Raw genomic sequence first — 24,883 nt, 5'->3', positions numbered from 1 at the left:
GCATGTCGCCGTGGACACGACGAAAGCCGACGAAGCCGAACCGGTCGCCGACTCGGCGAGCGGCGTGCTTTTCCGCGTGCTGGAGCAACATGTCGAAGACGCCGCCGCCTTGCGGCGAATCCGCTCCCGTCTCGTGCGCGCGCCGCATGTGCGGCTCTCCGATCTGACACGGCTCGACGAACGCATCGCGGCGCATCTCGACGGCATCGCCGTGGCGGGACGCGCCGGCCTGCGTTCGAGCATTCGGGCGCTGGAGCACGCGGGCAAGGGCGAACTGTTCACCGCCGCCGTCGGTTGCATCGAGGCGCGTTCGGACCCGGCGATCATGCGGCTGCTCGCTTTGAGTCAGGCCACGCCCAATGCCAGAGCGGGCTTTCATTCGGCGTTCGGCTGGGTGAGTCCGGGCCGTCTCGCCGGTGTCGTCTCGATCCTGCTCGCGTGCGACGACCCCGCCGCGCGACTGGCTGGCATCGAGGGATGTGCGCAGCATCGCGTCGATCCGAAGCGGCATCTCGACGCGGCGCTCGTTTCCGACGACGCTGTGCTGCGCGCCCGGGCGCTGCGCTGCGCGGGTGATATCGGCCGCGTCGATCTGCTCGGAACATGTCAGGCCCATCTCGATCACGCGGACGCGTCATGCCGGTTTCATGCCGCGCGATCCGCGCTGCTGTTCGGCGATCGCGACGAGGCGCTCGAGGTCATTCGCGATATTGCGGCTACGCCATCCATGTTCGGCGACATCGCGCTCGCGCTCGCGGCGAGCGTGCTCGCGCCCGCCGATGCGCATCGATGGCTGGAGCGATTCGCTTCTAAACCGGAGAGTGCGCGCAGGCTGATTCGCGCCGTCGGTTTCACCGGCGATCCACGTTATGCGCAGTGGCTGATCGGCCGTATGGACGATGACCGCGTGGCGCGGCTCGCGGGCGAGAGCTTCAGTCTCATCACGGGAGTCGATTTCGTTCGTCTCGGGCTGGAACGCGCGCCGTTGGCATCGGGGAATTCCGGCGGCGAAAAAGATGCCGATGCCGCCGAGGAAGAGGACGACGGCGCGCCGTGGCCGGACCCCGACAAGACGCGCACATGGTGGCACGCCAACAAGGCGCGGATGCCGGGCAGCGGGCGCTATCTCATGGGCGCGTTGTCGTCGAAAGCGCAGTGCATCGACGTGTTGCGCAATGGCGCTCAGCGGCAGCGCGCCGCGGCGGCCATTCAACTGCGCCTCGCCGATCCGCGCAGCGTGCTCTTCAATTGCGCAGCGCCTGCATGGCGTCAGCGACGCGCATTGCAGGCGATGGATTGACGCTCTTTCAAAACGATTCTTCGTGCTTCGTCTTAACACTGTTCGCGATAGGGGGTCGTCAATGTGGAGCATCGAGAATCGGACTGCCTACGAAGTCGATACGTCATGGACGCGCGACAAGGAGGGCACGCACGAATGGATCGTCGCGGTAAAGGCGACCTATGACATCACGCCGGCGGGACCGCGGCTCGCGGACGAGCAGACGCCGCCGGTCGAGACCGCCGAATACACCGGCACGCCCGGACGGTCCAGCCTTCGCTACGACTCGGACTTGCTCGGGCCCAAGCCGACGACCGACATCGTGCTCAACGGTACCGCTTACGCGCCCGGCGGCAGGCCCAGCGACGACTTTCTGGTCGACATGCGGGTTGGGCCGGTTCGCAAGACGCTGCGTGTTCGCGGACATCGTAGATGGGGAAAAGGGATGCCCGGACGCATGCTGGCGGAGCCGGTCGTCCGTCTGCCGGTCATCTACGAGCTCGCTTATGGCGGCTACGATGCGCCCGGCGACGACCCCGCCAGACACGGCTATGACGCCCGAAATCCGGTCGGGCGAGGCGTAGTCGGCGCAGGGCAGAGCCGGGAAGGCATGGCGATGCCCAATTTCGAATACCCGAGCGGACGTCTGGACAAGGATGGCCCCGCCGGGTTCGGCGCCATCGACAGCTTCTGGTCGCCGAGGCGGGAACGCGCCGGCACTTACGACGATGCGTGGATGCGCGATCGCTCGCCGCTGTTGCCCGAGGATTGGAGTCCGCACTCCTTGCAGTGCGCTCCACCCGATCAGCAACCCGCAAGCCCTCTGCAGGGCGGAGAGCCGGTCGAACTGATCAACCTCACGCCCGCAGGGTCGATGTCCTTCGCGCTGCCGAAGGTGCGCCTGGCTTTCACGACGCGCATCGACACCCGCGACGACGAGCATCGCGCACGCCTTTCGTCGGTGATACTGGAACCCGATGCGCTGCGTTTGATGCTCGTGTGGGTCACGGTTCTGAAGGTCGAAGACGAACCCGATTATCTCGAGAGCACGCTGGTCCGCGAGAAGGATTACCTGTCATGAGCGCACGCGTCGTCATGGCGGCCGCCGGTGCGCGCACGCCGCTCGGTCTCGGGGCAGAGGCAAGCGCGGCGGCCGTGCGGGCGGGTATAGGGGCGGCGCGCGAGCATCCGTTCATCGTCGACAGGCTCGGCAACTACGTGAACCTGGCCTTCGACGCCGGACTCGACCCGGGGCTGCACGGTCCGTCTCGTCTGCTTGCGCTGGCAGGTTTCGCGTGGCGCGACCTGACGCGCGCCCTCGCTCACCTGGGCGAAGCGCCGCTTCGATCGCCGATGATGGTCGCGCTGCCGGAAATCCGCCCTGGCTTCACGCATGAAGACGCGAGCGCCGTCATGCAGGGATTGCGGCGGCTGGGCGGATCGACGATCGATCCGATACAAGTCTCGGTGCATGCGCAGGGGCACGCAGCCGGAGTAGCGGCCTTCAGGAAGGCGAGCGAGTCGCTCGGAAGCGGCGAACTGGACGCGTGCGTCGTCGGCGGCATCGACAGCTATCTGCATCCTGAGACGCTGAATTGGCTCGACGGGCGCAGGCAGATCGCAGGCGAAGGATCGAGGAGCGGCTTCGTCCCCGGCGAGGGCGCGGCATTCTGCCTGTTGATGAGCGACGCCGCGTGCCGGCGGCTCGGCGTTGCCGAAACGATGCACCTCGTTGCAGCTGCGACAGGATCGGAGCGCTGCCTCATCAAAACGCGCGAGGTGTGCGTCGGCAAGGGTCTGACCGCGGTCGTGCGAGACGCGCTGACGAGCGCGCCGGGCGCGCGGAAGACGATCGATCATGTCATCTGCGATATCAACGGCGAGCGTTATCGAGGCGAAGAGTGGGGGTTCGTCTGCCTGAGACTGGGCCGGCATTTCAAGGATGCCACCGGCTATCTGTCGCCAGCGGACGTCTGGGGCGATGTGGGCGCGGCGTCCGGGCCATTGTTCGCGATGCTGGCTCATCAGGCGGCGTCGCGTGGCTATGCGGCAGGCCCGAGAACATTGATCTGGTCGAGTTCGGAGGCGGGCTTGCGGGCCTGCGCGCTTTTCGAATCGGCCACGATGCCGGCCGCTTCGCGCCATTGACTTGCTCGACGCGCCATGACCAGCGTTGGAATTCATCCTCCGAAGACGCCTGTCACCAAGGGCAGTTCCGGCACCGCTCGGGCCACGCTCCCGAACATGTGCAAGATGCCGGGGCCGCCCGCTCCGTTCGTTCCGGCTGCGTTGCCCAATACCGCCAAATCGGGCGATTCGCCGGACGGCTATTCGACGAGCGTCAAGATCGAGGGCGACGAGGTGGCTATCCGGGGCGCGATGTTCAACAGCTTCGGCGACATGGCGAGCAAGGGCACGGGCGGCGGTCTGCTTTCGAGCAACACGCACGGGCCGGCCAGATTCATCACGCCGGGATCGATGACGGTGAAAATCGAGGGCAAGAGCGTTCATCTTCTCGCCGAGCCGATGCTCAACAACTGCGGCCCGAACGGTTCTCCGCCCAATACCGGCGCGACGATGACAGGCGTGAAGCAGAAAAGATCGAAACGTCCGCCGGCGACTCAGGTCGGACCGGATTGCGGGAAAAAGAAGAAAAAGAAAAAGCGCAAATGGGACGATTGCATGTGCGGTCAGGTCTGCGAGATGGTCAAGGCCTACAACCAGTCGAAGAGCAAGAAGGCGAGGCTGAGCGATAGTCCCAGCAATCCCGGTTCCGACCACTACGATGCGTATCAGGCGAGCCTCAAGCAATTCGCGAAGGACTTCGCCGACGCCGTGACCGCGGCCGCCGGCAATCCCGATCATCCGGCCATCAAGCGCATGTTTTACAGTCCGAAGAACGTGAAGCCGCCGGACTGTCAGCACGAAAAATGGAAGCAGGCGGGAGGATTGGCGGACCCCGCTCGCAGCGGCCGGGGCGCAATGAATCCGGATCACATGCACCCGGCTTCTCTTAGCGGGCCACTCACCAGCGCCAATATGCGATGGGCCGACGCCCGCGTGAATTACACGGTCGGCGGCAGCATGAACCGGCTCAAACCCGCCCCCAAGCGCATGAAAGCGCATCCCTCTTGTAACTGTGATTAAGGAGGTCGCGTGAACACCCAACAGATGCAAGACCTGCTGCAGAAGCTGAGTGATACCAAGTTCAAGCTCAACGGCTACTTCAGCGACGATCCCGTGCGGCCTCAACTGCGCCCGCCGGCGAGCGGAGGCGACCTCGCGGCGCTCGATGCCTTTCTGCAAGCGCGCAACCTCGTCATGCCGGCGAGTTATCGATTGTTTCTGTCCACGAGCAATGGCGTATCCAGCTTGATGAATGATGAATTGTCACTGCTTTCGGCGCTCGAGGTCGCGCGCGACGACCACGGTCTCCTTCCGGAAATGGTCGACGAGTACCCGGCGTGCAGCCAGTTCGTCATCGGTGCGGGGAACACGCCGGAGTGCGTTTCGTTCGACGTGGACACTTCGCCCTCTAAGCATGGCTACGAGGTTGTGTGGATTTCCAGCATCGGGGAGCAATGGCGTCACGATAACTTCGAGGCTTTCCTGAAGGGCTATCTTTCAGTGCTGGAGCGTCGTGTTGCCGCTCAGCAGAAAGACCGGAAAAACCTCAAACCCTGACCGGGAAGTCCGACGCGATGGCAAACCCCATCCTCGAATTCACGGATGATCCTTCGTCGCCCATGCCGCTGGTCGAATTGAAACAGCATCTCGTGTTCTATGTGCCCGATCCGCCCGGTCCGGTCACGGCGAGACGCGTGTATGACGCGTACCTTCGCGCGGTCGGCGATGTCTTCAGGAACTACAGGTCGACCGTTTCGTGGGCGAGGCTCGAAGCGTGGGATGCGGCGGCGCGCATTCGCTTCGAAACCGTCTTGCTTCCCGAACTGCGCAAGACGGTGCATTGGGGCTATGGGTTTTCGGACGCAAAGCCCGTCGATTCGCGGGTCTTCATGTTTCACGGCTTTCGGCCTTTTACGGAACCCGAAATGGCGAGCTTCTTTCGCTTCGAATTCGATTGGCAAGTCGATGCCGCATTCCTCCGTTCACTCGCACTCGACATGATGTCGATGTTTCCGGTTTGCTCGGGCTATGGCGGTTATCTGCTGCAGGGACGTCCGTCTTCGAAATACGAAGAAGTTTCGTTCGAGCGCATCTATGCTTTGGCGCGCCGATACTGGGGCTGCGATGTGGAGGAGATCGAACTGAGCGCGAGGGAACTCAAGCGAGGCTACAAGTGCCTGAGCTGGCTGACGGTCATCGGCGAACCTTTTCGAACGCAATTTCAAAAGGAATTAGCGCAGGCGAAGCTTGCTGCTTTCGATTTCGTCGATGGGCCTTTCGCGACGCTTTTGCAGGTGTCGGACAGCCCGACGCTCGGCGACCGCAACGTTCAAGCGGATCTGAAACCGTATTTCGATGTCGCACGTGCGTTGTTGCCGATGCAGATCAAAAGCCACGAACCGTTCTGGAGCACTCGATGGGAAGACGGCCAGACCATGGCGTGGCTACAGCGCTTCACACATGGATGGCCGACCTGAGTTCATCCACTCACGCCGCCAGCGAACCGCACTCGGCCTTGCTGCTCGCAGCCTTCTTCGTCCGCCCCGCGCGTGACGGCGGCTGACACGCGCCGCACACGAAATGCGCCTGAAGATCGTGCCTGTGCGCGACGAACTTGCCCTTGCAGCGGCAGCATGGCGTCTGCTGCAGCATGTCCGCTTCGAAGAAGCGCACCAGTGTCCATGCACGCGTCAGGCTCAGGACGACTTCGAGCCGGTTCTGCCCGCAGTGCTCCACATACAGTCGATAAGCCTTGGTCAACGCATCGAGACGCGAACAGCGTGTCTGCTCCTTGAGAAACAGATAGATGTTGTAGAAGAGCGATGAATGGATGTTGGGCATCCACGTCATGTACCAGTCCGCCGAGAACGGCAGCATGCCCTTGGGCGGCGGCATGCCCTTCAATTCCCGATACAGACGGATCATGCGGTCGCGCGATAACGTCAACTCGGTTTCGAGCAACTGCATGCGAGCGCCCAGTTCGATGAGGGCAATCGCGCGATAGACTTCCTGCGCGTCGTCGCTGACGCTTTTGCGAAGCGTGGTTTCCATGCTCATGCGAACTGTTCCGCCGGCTGTCCGGCCAGCAGGATGGCGGCGTGAGTGGCGCCGACGTCGACGTGCGTGGCCGGTTGCGTCAATGCGGACAGCAACGAATGATCGTTGAAGCGGAACGCGCACAACAACTGGTTCGAACTGCAAAGCTTGATTGTTTGCGCGGCCGTGAGATTGGCCAGAATCATGGCGATTTCCGGCGAAAGCCCGAGCCGGAACATGGCGACGGACTTGTCCTCGAGCAACATGCGTTGTGCAAGGATCACGTACGACAGATTGATCTCGCGGATCGAGTCAAGCGATTCACTGCTATTCATGGTTTCCCGCTCTTCGGAAAAACCCCGTGGTTCATGCCGGCATTCTTGCCGTGCAATTTTCTTGTGCGTCGTTTGCGACTCGATCGACGTTCGCGATCATCTTGATACAAACGTTACATTTAGTCACAACTTCGGCGTAAGGTTAGGGTTCACCGAAAGGAAAAGCAAGCGCGCGAATTTCGCGGTTCCTTTCCTAATCTATCAATGCGGACGGCGTGGCGATCGGGAGCCCGAGCACGTCGTCGGGGGCGACCGGCCGGCTCAGCAGGAAGCCCTGCACGAAGTCACATTGCGCATGCCTGAGCAATTCCAGTTGCGCTGTTTCCTCGACGCCTTCAGCCGTCACGCTCAGGCCCAGCGTGTGACACATCTGGATGATGCCGCACACGATGCTGCGCGTTGCCTGATCCGATTCCATCCGCGTGATGAAGGAGCGGTCGATCTTCACGCAGTCCGGTGCGAAATCAGCCAGATAGCGCAGACTCGAATAGCCGGTGCCGAAGTCGTCGATGGCGATGCGCACGCCCAGCTTCTTCAACGCACCGAGCGTGCGCTGTGCAAGGCTCGGGTCGTCCATCAGCGCGCTCTCGGTGAGTTCGAGTTGCAGCGTCGAGGCGGGCAGGGCATGGCGGCGCAAGGCTTCGTCGACGACATCGACGATGGTCGCGTCGCGCAACTGTCGCGCCGACACGTTCACCGAAACGCCGAGCGCGCGCGCGCCGGCCTGCCGCCATAGCGCGAGCTGACGCAGGGCGTCGTCCATCACCCATGCGCCGACTTCGGCGATGAAGCCGCTCTCTTCGAGAATGGGAATGAAGACGCCCGGCGAGACGAGCCCGCGCTCCGGATGCCGCCAGCGAATGAGCGCTTCGACGCTGCGGACCTCGCGCGTGTGCGGCTCGTGGATCGCCTGGTAGTGAAGCTGAAACTCCTTCTTGGCGAGCGCCGCGGGCAGGTCGCGCTCGAGTTCGAAATCGACGATGCGTTCGCTCGAATCCTTGTCGGCGAAACGGTAGCCGTTGCGTCCGGCTTTCTTGGCCGCATACATCGCGATATCGGCGCTCGTCAGAAGCGTCTCGCGATTCCCCCCGTTTTCGGGAAAGACCGATATGCCGATCGACGCCGTGATCGTGCCGGCGCGGTGTGCCTGATCCGCCTGCACGAGCGCATCGAGCGTGGCGCGCGCGATCTCGGCGAGCGGGTCCTTGTGCTTCGCGCCGTCGATCAGCACGGCGAATTCGTCGCCGCCGAGACGTGCGAGAAATGCATCGGCCGGCAACGCGGCCCGGATGACCCTGCTCAGCGATTTGAGCAGCCGGTCCGCCGCCGTGTGACCGAGCGTGTCGTTGAGCACCTTGAAACGGTCCAGGTCGATGAACATCAGCGCGAAGGGCGCCTGCTTGCGGCATCGCTCGTCGATCCTGCACATGAGCGCGGCGCGATTCGCGAGACCGGTCAGCGAATCCGTGAAGGCGAGGCGGTCCAGTTCGGCGAGGCGGTCCTGCTCCGCCGTGACATCCTCGCTGATGCCGACGATGCGCGCCACATTGCCCGCGCTGTCCAGAACGGGCGATCCGGTGCTTTGAATCCAGCGCACATTGCCGTCCAGACGGCGGATGCGGTATAGCGCCTTCTGGCTGACTTTCGATTCGGCGATCCGGCGCATCGCGGCCGTGAGTTGCGGCAGGTCTTCCTGCAGCACGAGCGCCATCCAGGCCTGGGGCGACTCGCGAAACGTTTGCGCATCCAGGCCGAAGACGGCCGCGCATCCCGCGCTGATGTGATGAAAGCCCGTGAAATCGGCGTTATAGGAATAGAAGCAAAGGCCGACGTGCGCCTCCATCTCCGACATCAGCGTCTCTCTGGCGCAGAGCGCGGCGGCGAGTTCCGCCTGCTGCGTCATGTCCTGCGAGGCGCAAATCACGCCTTCCACGCCGCCGTCGCCGTTCTCTATCGGAATGAGGCGCGAATGCCAGGTCTTGGGCGCGCCCGACGTGGTCGGGCAACTGCCTCGGAATGTCGCGCGTGCGCCGCTCATGGCGGCATGAAACGCATCGTGCGCGGCGGTCGCGTCTTCACCGGACCAGAAGCCGAGCCAGTTCGAACCGGCGAGTTGTTCGGGCGCGCTCGCTTCCATGAGTTCGGCGCCATATTCGGAAATGCGGACCATGCGGCCATCGGCGTCGAGCAGTTTCAGGCATTCGCGATTGGCGTCGAGAAGCGCTTTTGCGAGCGCGGTCGTGGCGTTCGCGCGCGCGGCGCTCCGGCGTGCACGACGCAAAAAGAACGCGAACGCGATCGCGCCCGAGACGACGCCCGCGCAGGAAGCCGCACCTTCGGACACGAACGACAGTGCGAGGTAGCAGAGCGCGCCGACGCCCAGGCCCGCGAGGCCGATCTGCGTGAGAACGGTCCAGGAGAGCGTCGCGCGGTCGCTTCGCGTGGACAGAAAGAAAGCGAGAAATTCCTGATTTCGCGCGGTCTTGTGCCCCTGTCGCGAGCGATCGCCGCTGGCGACGGTGCTGGACGATCCGGATTGGGGAGACTGGGACATTACGTTGATGACGCGGGCTCTCGATGAACGGGCAGCGGGCTCGGCGTTGCTTTTAGCGAAGATCACGCCTTGTTTACGTCAGCCGGATTCGGGAGCTTTAGGCGCCCGGAAGCCGGCGGGCGTCGGCCGACGCGCCGACGCGGTAATTTTGTCCAGCCGATGCCGCGTGCGCCGCGCCACGACGAACCGATGCAATCACTTGTGGCCGGCGGTGGATGCCGTGCCGAGCACGCGGTCGTCCAGACGATCGTCGACGATGCCCGCCGGTTCGACGTGCGCCGTGACGTCCGATGCCTGAAAGAGCCGCTGCACGGCTCTTTCCGCGTCATCGGCGATGGCGTGGCCCTGCGCGACGGTCAGCTCGCCGGCCACTTCGAGATGGAACTCGACGAATACGCGATCGCCGCCGTTTCGCGTGCGGATGTCGTGCACGCCTTGCACGCCTTCGACCGCCGTCACGGCCGCCGCAATGCGCGCGCGTTCGGGATCGTCCAGTTCGCGATCGAGCAGTTGCACGAGCGCAGCCACCGCCATGCCGCGCGCGTTCCACAGCATGTAGAGCGAGATGCACAGCGCGCCGATTGCGTCGGCGCGTGGCCAGTCGAGCAAGTGATCGAGCAGCAGGGCGACGAGCACGGCGATATTCACGGCGATATCGGTCGCATAGTGCGCGCGGTCGGCGGCGATGGCGGTCGATCCCGTGCGCTTCACGACCCACGTCTGCATCAGCACGAGTCCGATGGCCGCAAGCGTACTCACGACGATGACCGCGATCCCGAAGTCTGTCTGATTCAACGGTTCGGGATTCACGACGCGCTGCCCCGATTCGATGCCGAGTCCGACAGCCACGCCCGTGAGCAGCAGCGCCTGCACGAACGCCGCCACCGCTTCGGCCTTGCCGTGACCGTAGCGGTGCCCCTCGTCGACCGGGCGCAGGGCATAGCGCACACCCATGAACGTCACCGAAGACGCGACGACATCGACGAGGCCATCGGCTGCGGCGGTGAGCAGCGAAATCGATCCGGTCGCGAACCAGGCCCACACCTTCAACACGACGAGCACCAGCGCGAACACCAGCGCGACGATCGACGCCATGCGACGAAGCGCCTCGTCAGTGTTTCGTTGTGACATCGTTAGCTCCTTGCAGCTTTTCGCGCAGCATTATTCTGACGCGATTCTACGGACGATTCGCGAAGGCGTTGCCCTTCGCGCGCATCGCGTTCATATCGCGCAACGAAGAATGCGATTTTTTCCATCGGTGATCGTCTTTCATCTGCGGACGAGCACGTCCGCGTCACGAACTTTCGCATCATCAAGGAGATCATCATGAAACCGATTTTGATGGCGCTCGCGGCGGCGTCCGCGCTTGCGCTGCCGATTGCCGTGCTCGCGCAGACGGACGCGGCGCTCACGCGCGCCCAGGTGCGCGCCGAGCTCGAGCAACTGGAGCAGGCCGGCTACTACCCGGGCAGAGGCGAGGATCCCGGCTATCCGGCGGCGATCCAGGCAGCGGAGGCGCGCGTATCGAGCCGGAACGACGCGACTGGCTATGGCGGCGCGATGTCGGGCGCGTCGGCGACGGGCGCTCGCGCCGTCATGCGCCCGGCATCAGCGCAGGAGATGAAGCAGATCTATTTCGGCGGTCAATAAGCGCGTATCGCACGGCATCCGATGCCCGCCCGCCGCCCGCGAGGCATCGAAAACGCAACCCACGACGGCGGCGTTTCTCAGGAGTGTTCAGACATGGCAAACCATCCGCTCAACGGAAGCGAACGCGAGTGTTTAAAGGACGCGCAGCCCATCGGAAAGGCAGACCCGAACGAACGTCTGGAGGTCACCATGCTCGTGCGACGGCGCTCGCACGATGCGTTCGAGAAGCACATCAGCGCGCTCGCGGCGCAAGGCGCGTCGGCGAAGCATATCGATCACGACGAGTTCACGAAGCATTTCGGCGCGGACAGCGCGGACCTGGCGGCGGTCCATGCGTTCGCGCAAAAGCACGGACTGTCGGTCGTCGAGAGTCACGAGGCGCGGCGCGCGGTCGTGCTCTCCGGCACGGTCGCGCAGTTCGACGCGGCCTTCGGCGTGAGCCTGCAACAGTACGAACATGACGGCGGCACCTATCGCGGCCGCACGGGACCGATCCATCTGCCCGATGAACTGAACGGCGTCGTCGATGCCGTCATGGGTCTCGACAACCGTCCGCAGGCGCGGCCCAGCTTCCGGACCCGCGCGCAGGGCAACGTGCGCTGGACAGCGCGCGCAGCCGGCGCGTCGACGTTCACGCCCGTGCAGCTCGCGTCGCTCTATGACTTCCCGCAAGGCGACGGTCAGAATCAATGCATCGGGATCATCGAGCTGGGCGGCGGCTACCGTCCCGCGGATCTCAAGACGTATTTCGCGTCGCTGAATATGAAGGCGCCGTCCGTGACCGCGGTTTCGGTCGATCACGGACGCAATCATCCGACCGGCGATCCGAACGGTCCCGATGGCGAAGTGATGCTCGATATCGAAGTCGCGGGCGCGGTCGCGCCGGGCGCGAAGATCGTCGTCTATTTCGCGCCCAACACCGACGCGGGTTTTATCGACGCCATCGGCACCGCGATTCATGACACGAAGAACAAGCCGTCGGTGATTTCGATCAGTTGGGGCGGTCCGGAATCGGCATGGACGCAGCAGGCGATGAACGCGTTCGATCAGGCGTTCCAGTCGGCGGCGGCGCTCGGCGTGACGATTTGCGCGGCATCCGGCGACAACGGTTCCGGCGACGGCGTGGGCGATGGCGCGGATCACGTCGATTTTCCTGCGTCCAGTCCGTATGCGCTGGGCTGCGGCGGCACGTCGCTGCAGGCGAGCGGCAACGGAATCGCTAGCGAGACCGTATGGAACGACGGCGCCAACGGCGGCGCGACCGGCGGCGGCGTGAGCTCGTTCTTCGCGCTGCCCGCGTGGCAGGAAGGGCTGCGGGTCACGCGCGCGGGCGGCGCACACAGTCCGCTCGCGATGCGCGGCGTGCCCGATGTCGCCGGCAATGCCGATCCCGTGACCGGCTACGAAGTGCGCGTCGACGGTCACGACATGGTGATCGGCGGAACGAGCGCGGTCGCGCCGCTATGGGCCGGACTGATCGCGCGCATCAACGCGATCAAGGGCGCGCCGGTGGGGTATATCAATCCGCATCTCTACAAGGACCCGCTGGCGCTCGTCGACATCACAAAGGGCAATAACGACGATTTCCACGCGACAGCCGGATGGGACGCCTGCACCGGCCTCGGACGGCCCGATGGCAAGAAGGTGAAGGATGCGGTGAGTTGAGGCTGAAATGCGTGCTCGCGCGAAACGGACGTTCCTGCGCGAGCGCGCATTGTCACGGCGAGACGTCTTCGATCAGATCCGCGCGCACCGCGCGAATCCTGCGATCGACGAAGTAGCCGCCGCCTTCCGTGTAGCGCAGATACAGCCGCCCGCAGGACGAGCATTCCCAGACGCCGCAGCGGTTATACGGAAAGAAGCGCGGCGCGATGGGCGCATCGGCGGACCAGTAGTTCGTCTTGCCTGGCAGATATTCGGCGAAGGTCGGCTCCGGATCGTGCTCCGGTAACAGCGTGCCGATCTCGCGGAACTGCGATTCGTCGAGCGACAGCGGCTGCGATTGCCAGCCGTCGAGCGGCGTTTTCGTGCACGCGCAGGGTTGCGGCGCGCGGGCTTGCGCGCGTCGCGCGAGGTCGATGAGCGCGGCGGCGTCGAGAAAGTCGGGCATGGCGGTCGATAGTCGATGAAGCGAACGCGCCATCATGCGCGCGTTCGCGGCGGTTCGGCAAGGCGTCAGCCGTTCATCATGCGATCGCGCTGAACCGCGACCCACGCACGATCGAAACGGCCTTCCGCGATCGACTCGAGCGCCGCCGCTTCCTTCGCCGCCTGCTTGCGCGCGCCTTCGATCACCGCTTCGACGTCGGCGGGCGCGATGGCGAGCACGCCGTCTTCATCGCCGACGACGATATCACCCGGATTCACCACCATCCCGCCGACCGTCACCGGCACGTTGATCTCGCCCGGCCCGTTCTTGTACGGCCCACGATGCGTGACGCCGCGCGCGTACACGGGAAAGTCGCGCTGGCCGAGCGCGCCGACGTCGCGGATCGCGCCGTCGATGACGAGACCCTGCACGCCGATGCTCTGCGCGAAGCTCGCCATGATGTCGCCCATGAGCGCCTGCGTGAGCTCGCCGGCGCCGTCGATGACGAGCACGTCGCCGGGGCGGCAGTAGTCGAACGCGCGATGGATCGCGAGATTGTCGCCGCCGCGCGTGCGTACCGTGACGGCCGTGCCGGCCATCGGCTTCGGACGATGATAGGGACGCAGTCCGGTCGTGCCGCTCACGCGGGCCATGTTGTCGCTCAGAAGCGATACCGCCAGCTCGCGCAACGCGGCGAGCGTCGCGGGGCTCGCCTGAGCCGCGGATTCGTATTCACGCCATCCGGCCGGATTCATGCGGTCGCTCCTTCGTTCGATCGTTGCCGTTCCAGTTGCGCGGAAAGCCGTCCGTACACCGCGCGCGCGTTGTCCTCGAAAATGCGCTGGCGATCCGCGTCGCTGAGCCATTCGATCGCGTCGATATAACGGCGCGTGTCGTCGAAGTAATGACCCGTTTCGGGATCGATGCCCTGCACCGCGCCGATCGTCTCCGACGCGAACAGGATGTTCTTCGCCGGAATCACCTTTGCGAGCAGCTCGGCGCCCGGCTGATGGTAGACGCAGGTATCGAAGAACACGTTGTTCAGCAGATATTCGGTGAGCAGCGGCCGCTTCATGTCCTGCGCGAGTCCGCGATATCGTCCCCAGTGATACGGCACCGCGCCGCCGCCGTGCGGAATGACGAACTTGAGCGTCGGGAAATCCGCGAACAGATCGCCTTGGAGCAATTGCATGAACGCCGATGTATCGCCGTTGATGTAATGCGCGCCGGTCGCATGAAAGTTCGGATTGCACGACGACGAAACGTGGATCATCGCGGGCACGTCGAGCTCGACCATCGCTTCGTAGAGCGGATACCACGAGCGGTCGGTGAGCGGCAGCCCGGACCAGTGCCCGCCCGAAGGGTCGGGATTCAGATTGCAGCCGATGAAACCCAGTTCTTCCACGCAGCGGCGCAGTTCGGCGATGCAATTCTCGGGCGCCACGCCCGGCGCTTGCGGCAACTGACAGACGCCGACGAAATTACGCGGAAACAGGTCGACGACGCGATGCACGAGGTCGTTGCATGCTTCCGACCAGACCGCGTTGGCCTCCGCCGTCGCCAGATGATGGCCCATGCCGGCGGCGCGCGGCGAGAAGATCGTGAGATCGGTGCCGCGCTCGCGCTGGATGCGAAGCTGCCCGTTCTCGATGCTTTCGCGGATTTCATCGTCGGAGATGGCGGGGCGCGGCGGCGCCGATGCGCCGTCCTTCAGCGCGGCGATCTGCTGCGCGCGCCATGCTTCGTGCTGCGGCGGCGAGGTCGTGTAGTGACCGTGACAATCGATGATCATGCGTGGTTTTCCTGTCGTTGTGCGCCCGCTTCGTGCGAATCGGATGCGGGCAGCGAAGTGTCTTCGTCGTCGGCGGGCTTCACGCGCATGACGAGCGCGATGATCGTCGCGACGACGAGGAACGCCGCGATCGTCAGCAACGCGAGCTTGAAGTTGCCCGTCGCGTTGCGCACGAGCCCGATGCTCCACGGCCCGACGAGGCCGCCGAACTGCGCGATCGTGTTGATGAGCGCGATGGTCGCCGCGCCCGCCGCGCCGGTCCTGAACGACGAGGCGAGGCTCCAGAACAGCGGATTGCCTGCGTAGATGAAGAGGCCGGTCACGCACAGCAGCGCATAGGCGACGACCGGATTCGGCGCATACGCGCTGCCCGCGATCGCGAGGGCGCTCATGCCGTAGACGAACGCGAGATGCTTCTTGCGGTCGCCCGTGCGGTCCGAACTGCGGCTGATGATGAACGTGCCGAGCACGCCGAGAAGCGGCGGCGCGGCGGAAAGAAAGCCGACTTCGATGTTGCTCAGATGACCGAGACTCTTGACGATCTGCGGCAGCCACAGAAAGAGCCCGTAGATGCCGACGAGCGCGCAGCCGAAGAGACACGCGAGGCTCCATACGCGGACATCGCCCGCCACGCGCAGCAGCGGGAAGTGCGCGTTGCCGCCGACCGCTTCGCGCTCTGCCGCGAGCGTCGTTTCGAGCCAGCGCTTTTCGTCGTCGGCGAGCCAGTCGGCGTCGGCGGGGCGCTCCGTCATGATGCGCAGCGTGAGCAGGCCGAGCAGCATCGCCGGAATGCCTTCGAGGATGAACATCCATTGCCATCCCTGCAGGCCGAGGATGCCGTTCGCGTAGGTCATCAGCGCGGTCGAGATCGGGCCGCCGAGCACGGCGGAAAACGATCCCGCGATGATGTAGCCGCCGACCGCGCGCGCCCGATAGCGCTCGGGGAACCACTTCGTCAGATACACCGCGACGCCCGGCAGGAAACCCGCTTCCATGACGCCGAGCAGAAAGCGCAGCACGTAGAAGCTCTTGTCGTCGAATACGAACGCGGTGACGGCCGCGACCGCGCCCCACGTGAGCAGGATGCGCGCGATCCAGCGGCGCGCGCCCACGCGATGCAGCAGCAGATTGCTCGGCACCTCGAGCACCATGTAGCCGACGAAGAAGATGCTGCCTGCGAAGCCGAACACGGCAGGGCTGAAGCCGAGCGCCTTGTTCATGTCGAGCGCGGCAAAGCCGATGTTGATGCGATCGAGGTAGTTGAAGAACATCATCGCGAAGAGCAGGGGCATGAGCCGCCCGTATACCTTTCGCATCGTTGCTGCTTCGTTGAATGGGGCCATGCCGTCTCCACGTTCTTTTTCATCGGATCGCGAGGCTCTGCGGCCTCGCTTTACAAACGGCCTGCGCCGCTCGTCTGTCCGTTCGGCTGCGCGTAAGGCATGCCGGCCCAGGACATGAAAATCGATGATAAGTAGCGCGCCGGCCCGCGTCCAAGACGCGTTCCTTATGCTTCTATAAGCGTTCTCTTATAGTGCGGCGCCGGTCAGCGGCGGAGGAAGGCACGCGAGAAAGGCACGCAGATGCGCCGAATCGTCGTCCGTGCGGAATGTGGCGGCGAGCGTGGACCAGCGCGACGCACCCGGGCCTGAGAGCTGACGGAACACGACGTCGGTGCGTCCATGCCGCGCCACCGATTCGCCGACGAAGGTCACGCCGAGCCCCGCCGCGACGAGCGCGATCGCCGTCTGGATTTCGTAAGCCTGATGAGCGATGAAAGGCGTGACGCCCGCATCGCGATACAAGGACTGCACGGTGCGCTTGAACTGCGCGTTCTGATGCTTCGGATACACGATGAGCGGCGTATCTTCGAGTTCGGCGATACGCACCTTCTTCCTGCCCGCCAGCGGATGATCCGGCGACAGCACGGCCACCACATGTTCACGCAGCAGCGGATACGACGTGCAACCGGGGATGTCGAGCGGCTGACGTCCGATCCCGACATGAATGCGCAGGTCGCGCAGTGCATCGGTGTGTTCTTCGGTCAGCATCTCGAAGAGCTTGAGCTCGACTTCCGGATACGAGTGATGGAACGCCTTCAGCGCGGGCGGCAGGATGCTGTACATCGCGGATCGCGTGAACCCGATCGACAGCCAGCCGCGCCGCCCGATGCCGATTTCCTGCGCGCCCAGACTGGCTTGTTCCCACGAGCCGAGAATCTGACGCGCTTCGGTGCAGAGATAGTGGCCCGCCTCGGTGAGCCGCAGCGGGCGTCTCGCGCGATCGACGAGTTGCGTGCCGAGCCGCTCTTCCAGCAGCCGGATCTGCTGGCTCAACGCCGGTTGCGCGATATGCAGCCGCTCGGCCGCGCGGCTGAAGTTCAGTTCCTCCGCGAGAATGACGAAGCACTGTAAGGACCTGAAATTCATGTCGACCTTCTTGGAGACGATGGCGAACGTTGCAAACGCATGAGTGCGCGCCGATGCAGGCGGTGTGCTGGATGACGTCGGGCGAAGCGATCACCGAATCTTGCCGAATGCGTGGCGATCGAGCAATCGCATCAGCGTCGCATAGGGTGGCCGCACAGCAGAGCAGGTTCGCCGACATTTTCCCTTTTTCAAAACCAACCTGTTCATCGCCATTGACGCCGTACCGCTTCGCGCTTACTCGACCTTCGCTTTTCGCGGGTAGTGCGCGGCTATCTCGCGCGCTAGTTGAACAAAAGAGCCTAGCGCGGGGGGCGGACCGGGTTCCTTCCACGCGAGGTAGAGTTCGCTTTTCGCGTGCTGTTCGCGCAGAGGACGATAGACGACGTTGTCCATGTGCGTTCGTTGAACTGACGCCGGTACGAGCGTCACGCCAAACCCGGCGCTTACGAGGCCAAGCGAAGCGTAGATCTGCCCCATTTCAAAGCTCGTGGATGGGGAAAATCCGGCAAGCGCGCACAACTGGTTGATGGTGGCGTGATAGTCCGGCGCGACATCTTTCCGGTAATTGATGACGCGCAACTGCCTGCAGTCCTTGATGGAAATCCGCCGTTTTGCTGCGAGTGGGTTGTCCTTGGCGATAGCAACGTAAAACGGCTCCTGAAGCAACAAGACGCTGTTCAGTCGCGTATCAGGCGGCAAAGAGCGGACGAACGCCAGATCGATGTCCCCTCGGTCGAGCGCATTGATCTGTTCCGCGGAGGAAAACCATCGAAGCTCGACTGTCACCGCGGGATAACGCTGCTGAAATTCGCGCAAGAGCGGCGGCAGCAGTGTATACGCGATGTGCTCGAAGAACCCCACCGCCACCCGGCCGACTTCCCCTCGTGCCGCGCGTTGCGAATCCACGATCGCGGAGTTCGTTTCCATCAGGATTCGCTTGGCCCGTTCTTCGAAGACCTGGCCCGCCGACGAAAGAAACACTCGTTTGCCCCGTCGCTCAAAAAGCGCTACGCCGAGTTCTTCTTCCAGATCGCGTATCTGCCGGCTCAACGGCGGCTGCGCCATGTGCAGTTCATCCGCCGCTTTCGTGAAGTTGAGCGTGCGTGCCACCACCAGAAAGTAGCGTAGATGACGCAGTTCCATCTGGAACCTCTGAGGTATCGATACGCAACTTATTATATCTTTTACATTGGACGTGACCGGTCTTACGATCATGACATTGCGCCGACAAGTCAGGAGACCCCTCATGGAACTTACCGCGTCACAGTTGGAAGCATACGAGCGCGATGGATTCGTTGTTCTGCCGGAGCTTTTCTCAGAAGAAGAAATTGCGCATATGAAGAGCGAGTTGCGCCGAATCCAGAAGATTGACACCGACCATCTTGTCCGGGAAAAAACGGGCGGCATTGCAAAAACCATCTACAAGGTTCACGAGACAGAAAGTCCGACGGCATCGGCGGTTTTTCACGCCGCAGTGCGCTCTCCCAGATTGCTCGGGCCGGCACAACAACTGATCGACGATGACCAGCTCTACGTCTATCACACGAAGTGCAATTTGAAGACGGCAATCGACGGTTCCGTCTGGCAATGGCATCAAGACTTCGGCACCTGGCATATCGACGGCGTGAAAGAGCCGCGGATGACAACTGCCTTGGTCATGCTCGACCAGCCGACCGAAATGGGCGGATGTCTCTACTTCATCCCGGGGAGCCACAAACTGGGTTCGCTCGATCCGACGTTCGACGAGGCAACCGGTTATCGCTTCTACGTGGTACCGAAGCCGACCATGCTCGATATTTTGTCGAGCCATCCCAAGGCCGTGCCTATCATCGGCCGCCCGGGAACAGTCGTGTTTTTCGACGCGAACATTGTGCATGCTTCGGGTCATAACCTGTCCGGCGACGATCGATGGCAGGCCTATATCGTCTACAACCAGGTGAAGAACAAGCCTGAAGAAGTAGAGCAGCCGCGACCGGATTATGTGCGCTCGACCAATTTCGCTCCGCTCGAGGCCGGTTCAGACGAGATTCTCGACAGCGTTCGGATCGGTTGAACTTGCGCGGCGTCGCTTGCCTGGCGCAAGACGGTCATGCGGATGGCCAATGTTCGACGAGATAGTCGGCGAAGATCCGGATTTTCGGCGACGACAATTTCACGCGTTCAAACAGCACGTGGACCGGCGTTGCGGGCGGTGCGTACATCTCCAGGACGGGCCGCAAGCGACCCGACTGGACGTGCTCCGCGACCTGCCATGCGGGCGCGCGCACGATCCCGGCACCTTGAATCGACGCCAGTACCAGCGCGTCCAGGCTATTCATCCACAGACGGCCCGTTACGCTGACGCGCGTGCGCATCGCACGCGACTCGAAGCGCCAGTCAACGGCCCCAGGCGCGTCTGAAAAGACGAGGCAGTCGTGCTTGCGCAGATCGCCGGGAGTACGAGGCGTGCCGCGATGCGCGAGGTACGCGGGCGCTGCGCAGGTCACCATCTGAATGTCGCCGAGCTTGCGCGCGACGAGGCTCGAATCCGGCAGACGCCCGATGCGCACGGCGAGATGCAGACCCTCGTCGACCAGATTGACCGCACGATCGACGAGCAGGAGATCAACAGCCACGTCCGGATGAAGCTCGAGAAAGCGCGGCAAAAGTGGCGCGATCACCAGCCGGCCGAGCAGGTTCGGCGCGCTGAACCGTAGGCGGCCAGAGAGCTTGCCACGCCCCGCCGACATCGCACTGCCGAGTTCATCCACTTCGCCAAGGATTGCCTTCGCGCAGTCGTACAGGATGCGACCTTCGTCGGTCATCGCGAGATGGCGTGTGGTGCGTCGAAGCAGTTGCGCGCCGAAATGCTCTTCCAGCGCCGAAATGTGCCTGCTGACCGAAGTTAGCGACATCGGAATCGCGCGCGCGGCGGCCGACAAACTACCGGCATCGACGACCCGCACGTAGACGTTCATTGCTTCGAGGCGGTCCATGATTCGGCTCTTCCGTATTCAGCAAGGGTGATTGCCGCATCAGAGGGATACTGGCGAAATCCGGAATAGTCGACATTCGTCGCAAACGGAATAGCAAAGGCGGGGCGCAGCCTGAGGAGCACAGAGATGAAACGGTCGGTGTATTGGCTGATGGCCGCGGCGGCGGGCATCGTGGTCGCGAACAACTACTACAACCAGCCCTTGCTCGCCGACTTCGCGCTCACGTTTCACACCACCGAGCGCGCAGCCGGTGCAGCATCGGTTGCGACGCAGACCGGCTATGCGCTCGGACTTCTGCTCTTCGTTCCGCTGGGCGACAAGCTCGATCGACGTTCGATACTGGGCACGCTGCTGTGCATCTCTAGCCTCGCACTCGCCGCAGTGGCTGTGTCACCTACACTCGACTGGCTCGTGGCCGCCAGTTTCCTGACCGGGCTTACCAGCGTCGCGCCGCAGTTGCTCACACCCTTCGCGGCGCAAATTGCAGGACCCGAGCGACGCGGCGAAGCGGTCGGCATCGTGATGTTCGGATTGCTATCCGGCATCCTCATGTCGCGCGCGGTATCCGGATCGATCGCCCAGCATTGGGGATGGCGGACCGTGTACTGGCTTGCATCCGCAGCGATGCTTGTCACGGCCGCCGTACTGTCGCACAGGCTGCCTCGCTCGACGCCGACTTGGTCGGGCACGTACCGACGCCTGATGGGTTCGCTATGGACGCTGATCCGCGAAGAGGCGCTCTTGCGCCGGACGTCGGCGATCGCGGCCCTTCAGTTCGCTGCGTTCAGCGCATTCTGGGTCACGCTGACGTTTCATTTGCGCAGCATGAATGCGCATTACGGCAGCGAGATCGCCGGTCTGTTCGGACTTGTGGGCGTGGTCGGAGCGCTGGCCTCGACGGGAGCGGGCAAGCTGATAGACAAGCGCAATCCGCGTCTTGTGGTTTTGGCGAGCTCCGCAATTTTCTTCATGGCGTTCGCAATCTTCGCGTGGGTGGGCTACGGTATCGCCGGTCTGATCGCCGGTGTGATCCTTCTCGATTTCGGGCTGCAAAGCGCACACGTCGCGAACATGGCACGCAGCATGAGCATCAGGAGCGATGCGATGAGCCGCATTAACACGCTGTATATGACGATTCGCTTCGCGGGCGGCGCGCTCGGTTCGTTGCTGGGCGTGTGGGCGTGGAGCGTATGGCAATGGCCGGGAGTGTGTGGTGTCGGCCTCATTCTCGCGTGCGGGTCTTTGGCGTTGCAGGCCGGACCGGGGGTGGCCGGTGCCGGCGTGCAGGAAAGATGTTTGCGCGATTGATTCGACATGTGCGGTGATCTGGTTGCGGAACACGTGCTTGACGAATGACGTTCTTGCCGCAATGCATCGGAAGGCTCAGTCTTCCGACGAACGCATCGACACGTCGCCGATGAGTACCCCTCTCAACCGTTCTCGTAACGCGAGAACGTGGTCCGCACCGTTCAACTGCTCGAACTCCCGTTGCGCTTCCTGCCAGAGAGGGGCTGCTCTTTCATGCAGGCGCCGTCCCTCCTTGGTGAGTTCGACAAGGCGGCTTCGGCCATCGGTGGGCGAGGGCTTGATCGTGACGAAACCGTCGCGCTCCAGGAAGCCCACCATCTTCCCCATCGCGGTTCGTTCGATATCGAGCCGTTCGGCAAGCGCGTTGACCGGGGTACTTCCCACTTCGCGCAGGGCGGCCAGGGTGAGGAATTGCGTGATGCGCAGACCCGAGGGCTCGAGATGGCTATCGTAGAGTCGGGAGATCTGCCTGCTCGCCTTCCTCACGGCGAAGCAGTTGCATTGATCGATGCCGAGCGGCTTATTTACTGGCAACATCCGTTGCACTCCTCATTCGGTTAATTGCGAGAAGCTTACGCGCGCGTCGTGCGAAGGTGCGGCGATAGCTATTCAAGGACCTGTTCACACGAAGGCGTCCCGATACTTCGCGACGAACTCCTGGACCGACAGCGGCGGCTTCCCGGTGATCTTCTCGACGGCGTCGTTAGTGCCCGAGAAAATGCCGTCGCGATAGTCCTGCGCGACTTCGACCAGATGCTGCGTGAGGAACGGCGGAAACTTGTAAAGGGTTTCCATCTTGATCCGAAACTCCTCGATGGAAGTCGGCGCGTATTCGATCCGGGCGCCGAGAACCTCGCTCATTTTGGCTGCGATCTCGACGTGATTCATCTCGACGGGGCCGTGGAGCGTGTAGGTCCTGCCCTCGTGGCCTTCGGGGTTGGCGAGGATGTGGGCGATCACGCGTCCCTGATCGTCGCTGGAGATAGGCGCGTGACGGCCGTTGCCGAACGGAAACTCGATCTTCTTCGTGGCCCAAATTTCCCGCGCGAAATGCGGATAGACGAGCCAATCGGCAAAGAACGTCGGGCGCAAATGCGTAGTCGCGACACCCGACCAATCGAAGACTCGCTCGGAGACCCAGTGATCCTGTGCTGCGTGGCTCATCGATTCCCGACGCGCGGAAATCTGCGACATGTTGACGATCGCCGTGACGCCCGCTTCCTGTGCTGCCTGCGCGAAATAGGCCGCGGCCCCGATGATTCCCGGCGCAATCGGATGAAGGAAATAGGCCGATCGAATGCCTTCCATCGCTGCCCGAATATCGTCGATGTCGGTAAAGTCCCCGACCGCGACATCGACGCCGCGCTGCCTCAGCGCTTCCGCTCGATCGTCATCCGTACGCACATATGCCCGCACGCGTTTGCCCATCTCGAGCAGTTCGTCAATAGCATTGCCTCCGGTCCGTCCGGTTGCACCGCTCACAAGAATCTCAGGCTTGTTCATCGCATCGCTCCGTTTGAAAGTGAGAGCATATGCTCTCTCGAGATGGAGATTAGGTGCATATGCTCGTATAGTCAAGTTTTTTGTCGGCTCTTTTACGCAGAGCGCAGCGTCGGCGCAAATTCGGCCAACAGACATCCTTCAAACGAAAGCAGGGAGACGACGCGCTCTGCCGCTCGCCATGCGCCATGCGCCCCGTCGAATACAGCGCGGAGAGCGCTATCCCCGGCAGCTTCCGGTCATCCTCATTCGGATGCGACAGCAAGGCCGATGGCCGAGTCCCTGCGGAATGACGCGGGCGATTACCTTGTCATCTGGAAGCGCGTGAACGGACAGCGGAAGCAGTATCGCGACATATACGACGCCGGCCGCGTGTTGCCGGTGCTAACAGCGGTACATGCGCGGCGGCGGGAATAGGCGATCGTGATGATATGCATCGGTGCCTTCCACGGCACCACGCGCTTCTACTGCGGCATCGGCCGGTCTACTGCGGCATCCCAGATCCCCATCGCGTCGTTCACGGCCTTCTCGATGACGGCATGCCGGACTGAATCGCGGGCGAGCACGGACAACCCCTGAAAAAAGCAGTCGAGCGCGATGGATAGCGACGCCGGATCCGTGCTGCTGCGCAGCTCCCCACTCTTGATGCCCCGTGCCACGCAGGCGCGGAAGCCAGCGCGCGTGCGATTGCGCACCTCACGAAGCAACTGAGTGACGGCTTCGCTGCCGGTGGAACTGGCCCCCACAACGCCTAGCGCGACCATACAGCCTTTCGGGTGGCCGCTCTCGGTCTGCATCCTTGCCGACCGAAGCATCGCCAGAAACACGCTCTCCCGTGGCGGAAGCGACGTGTCATGGAGACTGCGCGTCACCTTGCCGTAAATCTCCATGTATCGTTCCAGCGCCTCCTTGTACAGCGCCTCTTTGGACTCGAAGGCCGCATAGAAGCTGGGCGCGGAGATGCCCCCGCCGATCGCGGCCTTCAACTGCGACAAAGACGTCGATTCATAGCCATGTTCCCAGAACAGATGCATCGCCGAAATGATTGCCGCATCGCGGTCGAACGTGCGTGGCCGACCCCGCTGAACCATGAACATCTCCTTCAGTCGAAATATACATACTAGTCGATACATAATTTGGGTGCAAGTCGCGAGCTGGCACCTCTGGTGCATGTCAGCGGGCCGTTCAAGAAAGCGGTTGACACAGCCTTCCGTATTCTTTTAAATATGTACCATTCGGTATGTAAAGCCGGAGCCGCGCGGGGTCATCACACGAATCCCGCATTTTTTTAGCTATTTGTGTACCATTCGGTATGGAATAAGCCAATGTCCAAAGAACTCGAAGCACGTCTTGACGCCATCGAAAGCCGCTTCGCCATCGAGGCGCTGATCGCCAACTACGCCGAGGCGTTCGACACCATGAATATCGAGCTGCTGGCCACGCTCTGGCATCCCGACTCGCGACTGCACCTGGGCGCGAACGGCAACTCCGATGGCCTGGAGGCGATCCTGGCGCAAGCGCGCATCAACATGAAGCGCATGCCCCACATGCATCATTGGATGGCGAACGCGCTAATCACGGTGGACGGTGACAACGGCCACGGCCTTGTAGCGGCGGACTGTCTTTTCTACGACGTCGATCAGGGCACGCTACAGGTGAGCGGCCAATACCGCGACATCTATCAGCGACGCGAAGGCCGCTGGGCATTCGTGGAGCGCACCTTCACCATGCACTACGCGACGCCGCTCCAGAACTGGCAGCCCATCGCGGGAACGGAACGCTTCGGCCGTCCGGCTTGATGCGGCCCGC

The 24,883-nt window shown here is 63.1% G+C and carries 25 protein-coding genes; 11 read left to right on the top strand and 14 right to left on the bottom strand.

Translation table 11 applies throughout. The features are described 5' to 3' along the window. Positions 1–10: 10 nt before the first annotated feature. The 6 genes from BG60_RS09150 (at position 11) to BG60_RS09125 (ending at position 5,883) form a co-directional block, all read left to right on the top strand. The gene (locus BG60_RS09150) at positions 11–1,300 is read left to right on the top strand and encodes a TIGR02270 family protein (RefSeq protein WP_160172880.1); all 1,290 of its coding nucleotides are present in this window, start codon (positions 11–13) and stop codon (positions 1,298–1,300) included. 61 nt (positions 1,301–1,361) lie between these two features. Continuing rightward, positions 1,362–2,360 (top strand): DUF2169 family type VI secretion system accessory protein, encoded by a 999-nt coding sequence (locus tag BG60_RS09145; protein WP_008345381.1) that lies wholly within the window; start codon positions 1,362–1,364, stop codon positions 2,358–2,360. Next, positions 2,357–3,427 (top strand): beta-ketoacyl synthase N-terminal-like domain-containing protein, encoded by a 1,071-nt coding sequence (locus BG60_RS09140; protein ID WP_008345382.1) that lies wholly within the window; start codon positions 2,357–2,359, stop codon positions 3,425–3,427. Before BG60_RS09145 ends, BG60_RS09140 begins: the two co-directional genes overlap by 4 nt. A 15-nt stretch (positions 3,428–3,442) precedes the next feature. Next, on the top strand, positions 3,443–4,426 hold the full coding sequence (locus tag BG60_RS37835) for a PAAR-like domain-containing protein (RefSeq protein WP_051078947.1): 984 nt from the start codon (positions 3,443–3,445) through the stop codon (positions 4,424–4,426). A 9-nt stretch (positions 4,427–4,435) separates the two neighbouring features. Next, entirely contained in the window at positions 4,436–4,963 is a 528-nt protein-coding gene (locus BG60_RS09130) for an SMI1/KNR4 family protein (protein ID WP_144403556.1), read from the top strand. A gap of 17 nt (positions 4,964–4,980) precedes the next feature. After that, positions 4,981–5,883 carry a type VI immunity family protein gene (locus BG60_RS09125; protein WP_008345385.1) on the top strand — a complete coding sequence of 301 codons (903 nt, stop codon included), beginning with the start codon at positions 4,981–4,983 and terminating at the stop codon, positions 5,881–5,883. Between the two features lie 10 nt (positions 5,884–5,893). On the opposite strand, the gene flhC is transcribed toward BG60_RS09125, so the two are convergent. The 4 genes from flhC to BG60_RS09105 form a co-directional block, all read right to left on the bottom strand. Then, positions 5,894–6,463 (bottom strand): flagellar transcriptional regulator FlhC, encoded by a 570-nt coding sequence (gene flhC / locus BG60_RS09120; RefSeq protein ID WP_008345386.1) that lies wholly within the window; start codon positions 6,461–6,463, stop codon positions 5,894–5,896. After that, positions 6,460–6,777 (bottom strand): flagellar transcriptional regulator FlhD, encoded by a 318-nt coding sequence (flhD, locus tag BG60_RS09115; protein ID WP_008345387.1) that lies wholly within the window; start codon positions 6,775–6,777, stop codon positions 6,460–6,462. Before flhD ends, flhC begins: the two co-directional genes overlap by 4 nt. A gap of 193 nt (positions 6,778–6,970) precedes the next feature. Further along, on the bottom strand, positions 6,971–9,331 hold the full coding sequence (locus BG60_RS09110; protein ID WP_008345388.1) for a putative bifunctional diguanylate cyclase/phosphodiesterase: 2,361 nt from the start codon (positions 9,329–9,331) through the stop codon (positions 6,971–6,973). 195 nt (positions 9,332–9,526) lie between these two features. Continuing rightward, positions 9,527–10,462, bottom strand: coding sequence for a cation diffusion facilitator family transporter (locus BG60_RS09105; RefSeq protein WP_033535665.1), 936 nt, complete (start codon positions 10,460–10,462; stop codon positions 9,527–9,529). A gap of 195 nt (positions 10,463–10,657) precedes the next feature. On the opposite strand from BG60_RS09105, the gene BG60_RS09100 reads away from it, so the two are divergent. Both BG60_RS09100 and BG60_RS09095 read left to right on the top strand, forming a co-directional pair. Then, positions 10,658–10,981 carry a DUF4148 domain-containing protein gene (locus tag BG60_RS09100; RefSeq protein ID WP_008345390.1) on the top strand — a complete coding sequence of 108 codons (324 nt, stop codon included), beginning with the start codon at positions 10,658–10,660 and terminating at the stop codon, positions 10,979–10,981. A gap of 93 nt (positions 10,982–11,074) precedes the next feature. Beyond that, entirely contained in the window at positions 11,075–12,646 is a 1,572-nt protein-coding gene (locus BG60_RS09095; protein WP_008345391.1) for a S53 family peptidase, read from the top strand. Positions 12,647–12,698: 52 nt separating this feature from the next. Here the strand turns inward: BG60_RS09095 and BG60_RS09090 are convergent, their stop codons facing one another. The 6 genes from BG60_RS09090 to BG60_RS09065 form a co-directional block, all read right to left on the bottom strand. After that, positions 12,699–13,091 carry a hypothetical protein gene (locus tag BG60_RS09090; RefSeq protein ID WP_033535664.1) on the bottom strand — a complete coding sequence of 131 codons (393 nt, stop codon included), beginning with the start codon at positions 13,089–13,091 and terminating at the stop codon, positions 12,699–12,701. Between the two features lie 65 nt (positions 13,092–13,156). Further along, on the bottom strand, positions 13,157–13,825 hold the full coding sequence (locus tag BG60_RS09085; RefSeq protein WP_008345394.1) for an RraA family protein: 669 nt from the start codon (positions 13,823–13,825) through the stop codon (positions 13,157–13,159). Then, positions 13,822–14,862 carry an amidohydrolase family protein gene (locus BG60_RS09080; RefSeq protein ID WP_008345396.1) on the bottom strand — a complete coding sequence of 347 codons (1,041 nt, stop codon included), beginning with the start codon at positions 14,860–14,862 and terminating at the stop codon, positions 13,822–13,824. The genes BG60_RS09085 and BG60_RS09080 overlap by 4 nt, the downstream gene beginning before the upstream one ends. Further along, a complete protein-coding gene (locus tag BG60_RS09075) occupies positions 14,859–16,205 on the bottom strand; it encodes an MFS transporter (protein WP_033535663.1) in 1,347 nt (448 codons plus the stop codon). The genes BG60_RS09080 and BG60_RS09075 overlap by 4 nt, the downstream gene beginning before the upstream one ends. A gap of 186 nt (positions 16,206–16,391) precedes the next feature. Next, positions 16,392–17,291: a LysR family transcriptional regulator gene (locus BG60_RS09070; RefSeq protein ID WP_008345398.1), complete on the bottom strand. Its 900-nt coding sequence runs from the start codon at positions 17,289–17,291 to the stop codon at positions 16,392–16,394. 234 nt (positions 17,292–17,525) lie between these two features. Continuing rightward, positions 17,526–18,434, bottom strand: a complete 909-nt coding sequence (locus BG60_RS09065; RefSeq protein WP_008345399.1) for a LysR family transcriptional regulator — start codon at positions 18,432–18,434, stop codon at positions 17,526–17,528. 103 nt (positions 18,435–18,537) lie between these two features. Here BG60_RS09065 and BG60_RS09060 point away from each other — a divergent pair, with 103 nt between their 5' ends. After that, entirely contained in the window at positions 18,538–19,344 is an 807-nt protein-coding gene (locus BG60_RS09060) for a phytanoyl-CoA dioxygenase family protein (protein ID WP_008345400.1), read from the top strand. A gap of 34 nt (positions 19,345–19,378) precedes the next feature. Here the strand turns inward: BG60_RS09060 and BG60_RS09055 are convergent, their stop codons facing one another. Further along, positions 19,379–20,266, bottom strand: a complete 888-nt coding sequence (locus BG60_RS09055) for a LysR family transcriptional regulator (protein WP_034471135.1) — start codon at positions 20,264–20,266, stop codon at positions 19,379–19,381. A 126-nt stretch (positions 20,267–20,392) separates the two neighbouring features. On the opposite strand from BG60_RS09055, the gene BG60_RS09050 reads away from it, so the two are divergent. Continuing rightward, a complete protein-coding gene (locus BG60_RS09050; protein WP_008345402.1) occupies positions 20,393–21,574 on the top strand; it encodes an MFS transporter in 1,182 nt (393 codons plus the stop codon). 75 nt (positions 21,575–21,649) lie between these two features. Here BG60_RS09050 and BG60_RS09045 read toward each other — a convergent pair whose 3' ends face one another. The 3 genes from BG60_RS09045 to BG60_RS09035 form a co-directional block, all read right to left on the bottom strand. Continuing rightward, positions 21,650–22,111: a MarR family winged helix-turn-helix transcriptional regulator gene (locus tag BG60_RS09045; RefSeq protein WP_034471134.1), complete on the bottom strand. Its 462-nt coding sequence runs from the start codon at positions 22,109–22,111 to the stop codon at positions 21,650–21,652. A gap of 84 nt (positions 22,112–22,195) precedes the next feature. Next, positions 22,196–23,077 (bottom strand): NmrA family NAD(P)-binding protein, encoded by an 882-nt coding sequence (locus tag BG60_RS09040; protein WP_008345404.1) that lies wholly within the window; start codon positions 23,075–23,077, stop codon positions 22,196–22,198. 461 nt (positions 23,078–23,538) lie between these two features. Beyond that, entirely contained in the window at positions 23,539–24,165 is a 627-nt protein-coding gene (locus BG60_RS09035) for a TetR/AcrR family transcriptional regulator (protein ID WP_008345405.1), read from the bottom strand. 234 nt (positions 24,166–24,399) lie between these two features. Between BG60_RS09035 and BG60_RS09030 the strand changes: the two genes are divergently transcribed. Further along, a complete protein-coding gene (locus BG60_RS09030; RefSeq protein WP_008345406.1) occupies positions 24,400–24,873 on the top strand; it encodes a nuclear transport factor 2 family protein in 474 nt (157 codons plus the stop codon). Positions 24,874–24,883: the final 10 nt, after the last annotated feature.

The organism is Caballeronia zhejiangensis, assembly GCF_000698575.1.
Lineage (GTDB): Bacteria > Pseudomonadota > Gammaproteobacteria > Burkholderiales > Burkholderiaceae > Caballeronia > Caballeronia zhejiangensis.
Note: the sequence above shows the minus strand (reverse complement) of the source record. Positions and strands in the feature narration are given on the sequence as shown.

Bases quoted from the DNA above. Each gene is read 5' to 3' on its own strand.
- BG60_RS09145 (WP_008345381.1), top strand. From the start codon at position 1,362: ATGTGGAGCATCGAGAATCGGACTGCCTACGAAGTCGATACGTCATGG.
- BG60_RS09140 (WP_008345382.1), top strand. From the start codon at position 2,357: ATGAGCGCACGCGTCGTCATGGCGGCCGCCGGTGCGCGCACGCCGCTC.
- BG60_RS37835 (WP_051078947.1), top strand. From the start codon at position 3,443: ATGACCAGCGTTGGAATTCATCCTCCGAAGACGCCTGTCACCAAGGGC.
- BG60_RS09125 (WP_008345385.1), top strand. From the start codon at position 4,981: ATGGCAAACCCCATCCTCGAATTCACGGATGATCCTTCGTCGCCCATG.
- flhC (WP_008345386.1), bottom strand. From the start codon at position 6,463: ATGAGCATGGAAACCACGCTTCGCAAAAGCGTCAGCGACGACGCGCAG.
- flhD (WP_008345387.1), bottom strand. From the start codon at position 6,777: ATGAATAGCAGTGAATCGCTTGACTCGATCCGCGAGATCAATCTGTCG.
- BG60_RS09110 (WP_008345388.1), bottom strand. From the start codon at position 9,331: ATGTCCCAGTCTCCCCAATCCGGATCGTCCAGCACCGTCGCCAGCGGC.
- BG60_RS09105 (WP_033535665.1), bottom strand. From the start codon at position 10,462: ATGTCACAACGAAACACTGACGAGGCGCTTCGTCGCATGGCGTCGATC.
- BG60_RS09100 (WP_008345390.1), top strand. From the start codon at position 10,658: ATGAAACCGATTTTGATGGCGCTCGCGGCGGCGTCCGCGCTTGCGCTG.
- BG60_RS09095 (WP_008345391.1), top strand. From the start codon at position 11,075: ATGGCAAACCATCCGCTCAACGGAAGCGAACGCGAGTGTTTAAAGGAC.
- BG60_RS09090 (WP_033535664.1), bottom strand. From the start codon at position 13,091: ATGCCCGACTTTCTCGACGCCGCCGCGCTCATCGACCTCGCGCGACGC.
- BG60_RS09085 (WP_008345394.1), bottom strand. From the start codon at position 13,825: ATGAATCCGGCCGGATGGCGTGAATACGAATCCGCGGCTCAGGCGAGC.
- BG60_RS09080 (WP_008345396.1), bottom strand. From the start codon at position 14,862: ATGATCATCGATTGTCACGGTCACTACACGACCTCGCCGCCGCAGCAC.
- BG60_RS09075 (WP_033535663.1), bottom strand. From the start codon at position 16,205: ATGGCCCCATTCAACGAAGCAGCAACGATGCGAAAGGTATACGGGCGG.
- BG60_RS09070 (WP_008345398.1), bottom strand. From the start codon at position 17,291: ATGAATTTCAGGTCCTTACAGTGCTTCGTCATTCTCGCGGAGGAACTG.
- BG60_RS09065 (WP_008345399.1), bottom strand. From the start codon at position 18,434: ATGGAACTGCGTCATCTACGCTACTTTCTGGTGGTGGCACGCACGCTC.
- BG60_RS09060 (WP_008345400.1), top strand. From the start codon at position 18,538: ATGGAACTTACCGCGTCACAGTTGGAAGCATACGAGCGCGATGGATTC.
- BG60_RS09055 (WP_034471135.1), bottom strand. From the start codon at position 20,266: ATGGACCGCCTCGAAGCAATGAACGTCTACGTGCGGGTCGTCGATGCC.
- BG60_RS09050 (WP_008345402.1), top strand. From the start codon at position 20,393: ATGAAACGGTCGGTGTATTGGCTGATGGCCGCGGCGGCGGGCATCGTG.
- BG60_RS09045 (WP_034471134.1), bottom strand. From the start codon at position 22,111: ATGTTGCCAGTAAATAAGCCGCTCGGCATCGATCAATGCAACTGCTTC.
- BG60_RS09040 (WP_008345404.1), bottom strand. From the start codon at position 23,077: ATGAACAAGCCTGAGATTCTTGTGAGCGGTGCAACCGGACGGACCGGA.
- BG60_RS09035 (WP_008345405.1), bottom strand. From the start codon at position 24,165: ATGGTTCAGCGGGGTCGGCCACGCACGTTCGACCGCGATGCGGCAATC.
- BG60_RS09030 (WP_008345406.1), top strand. From the start codon at position 24,400: ATGTCCAAAGAACTCGAAGCACGTCTTGACGCCATCGAAAGCCGCTTC.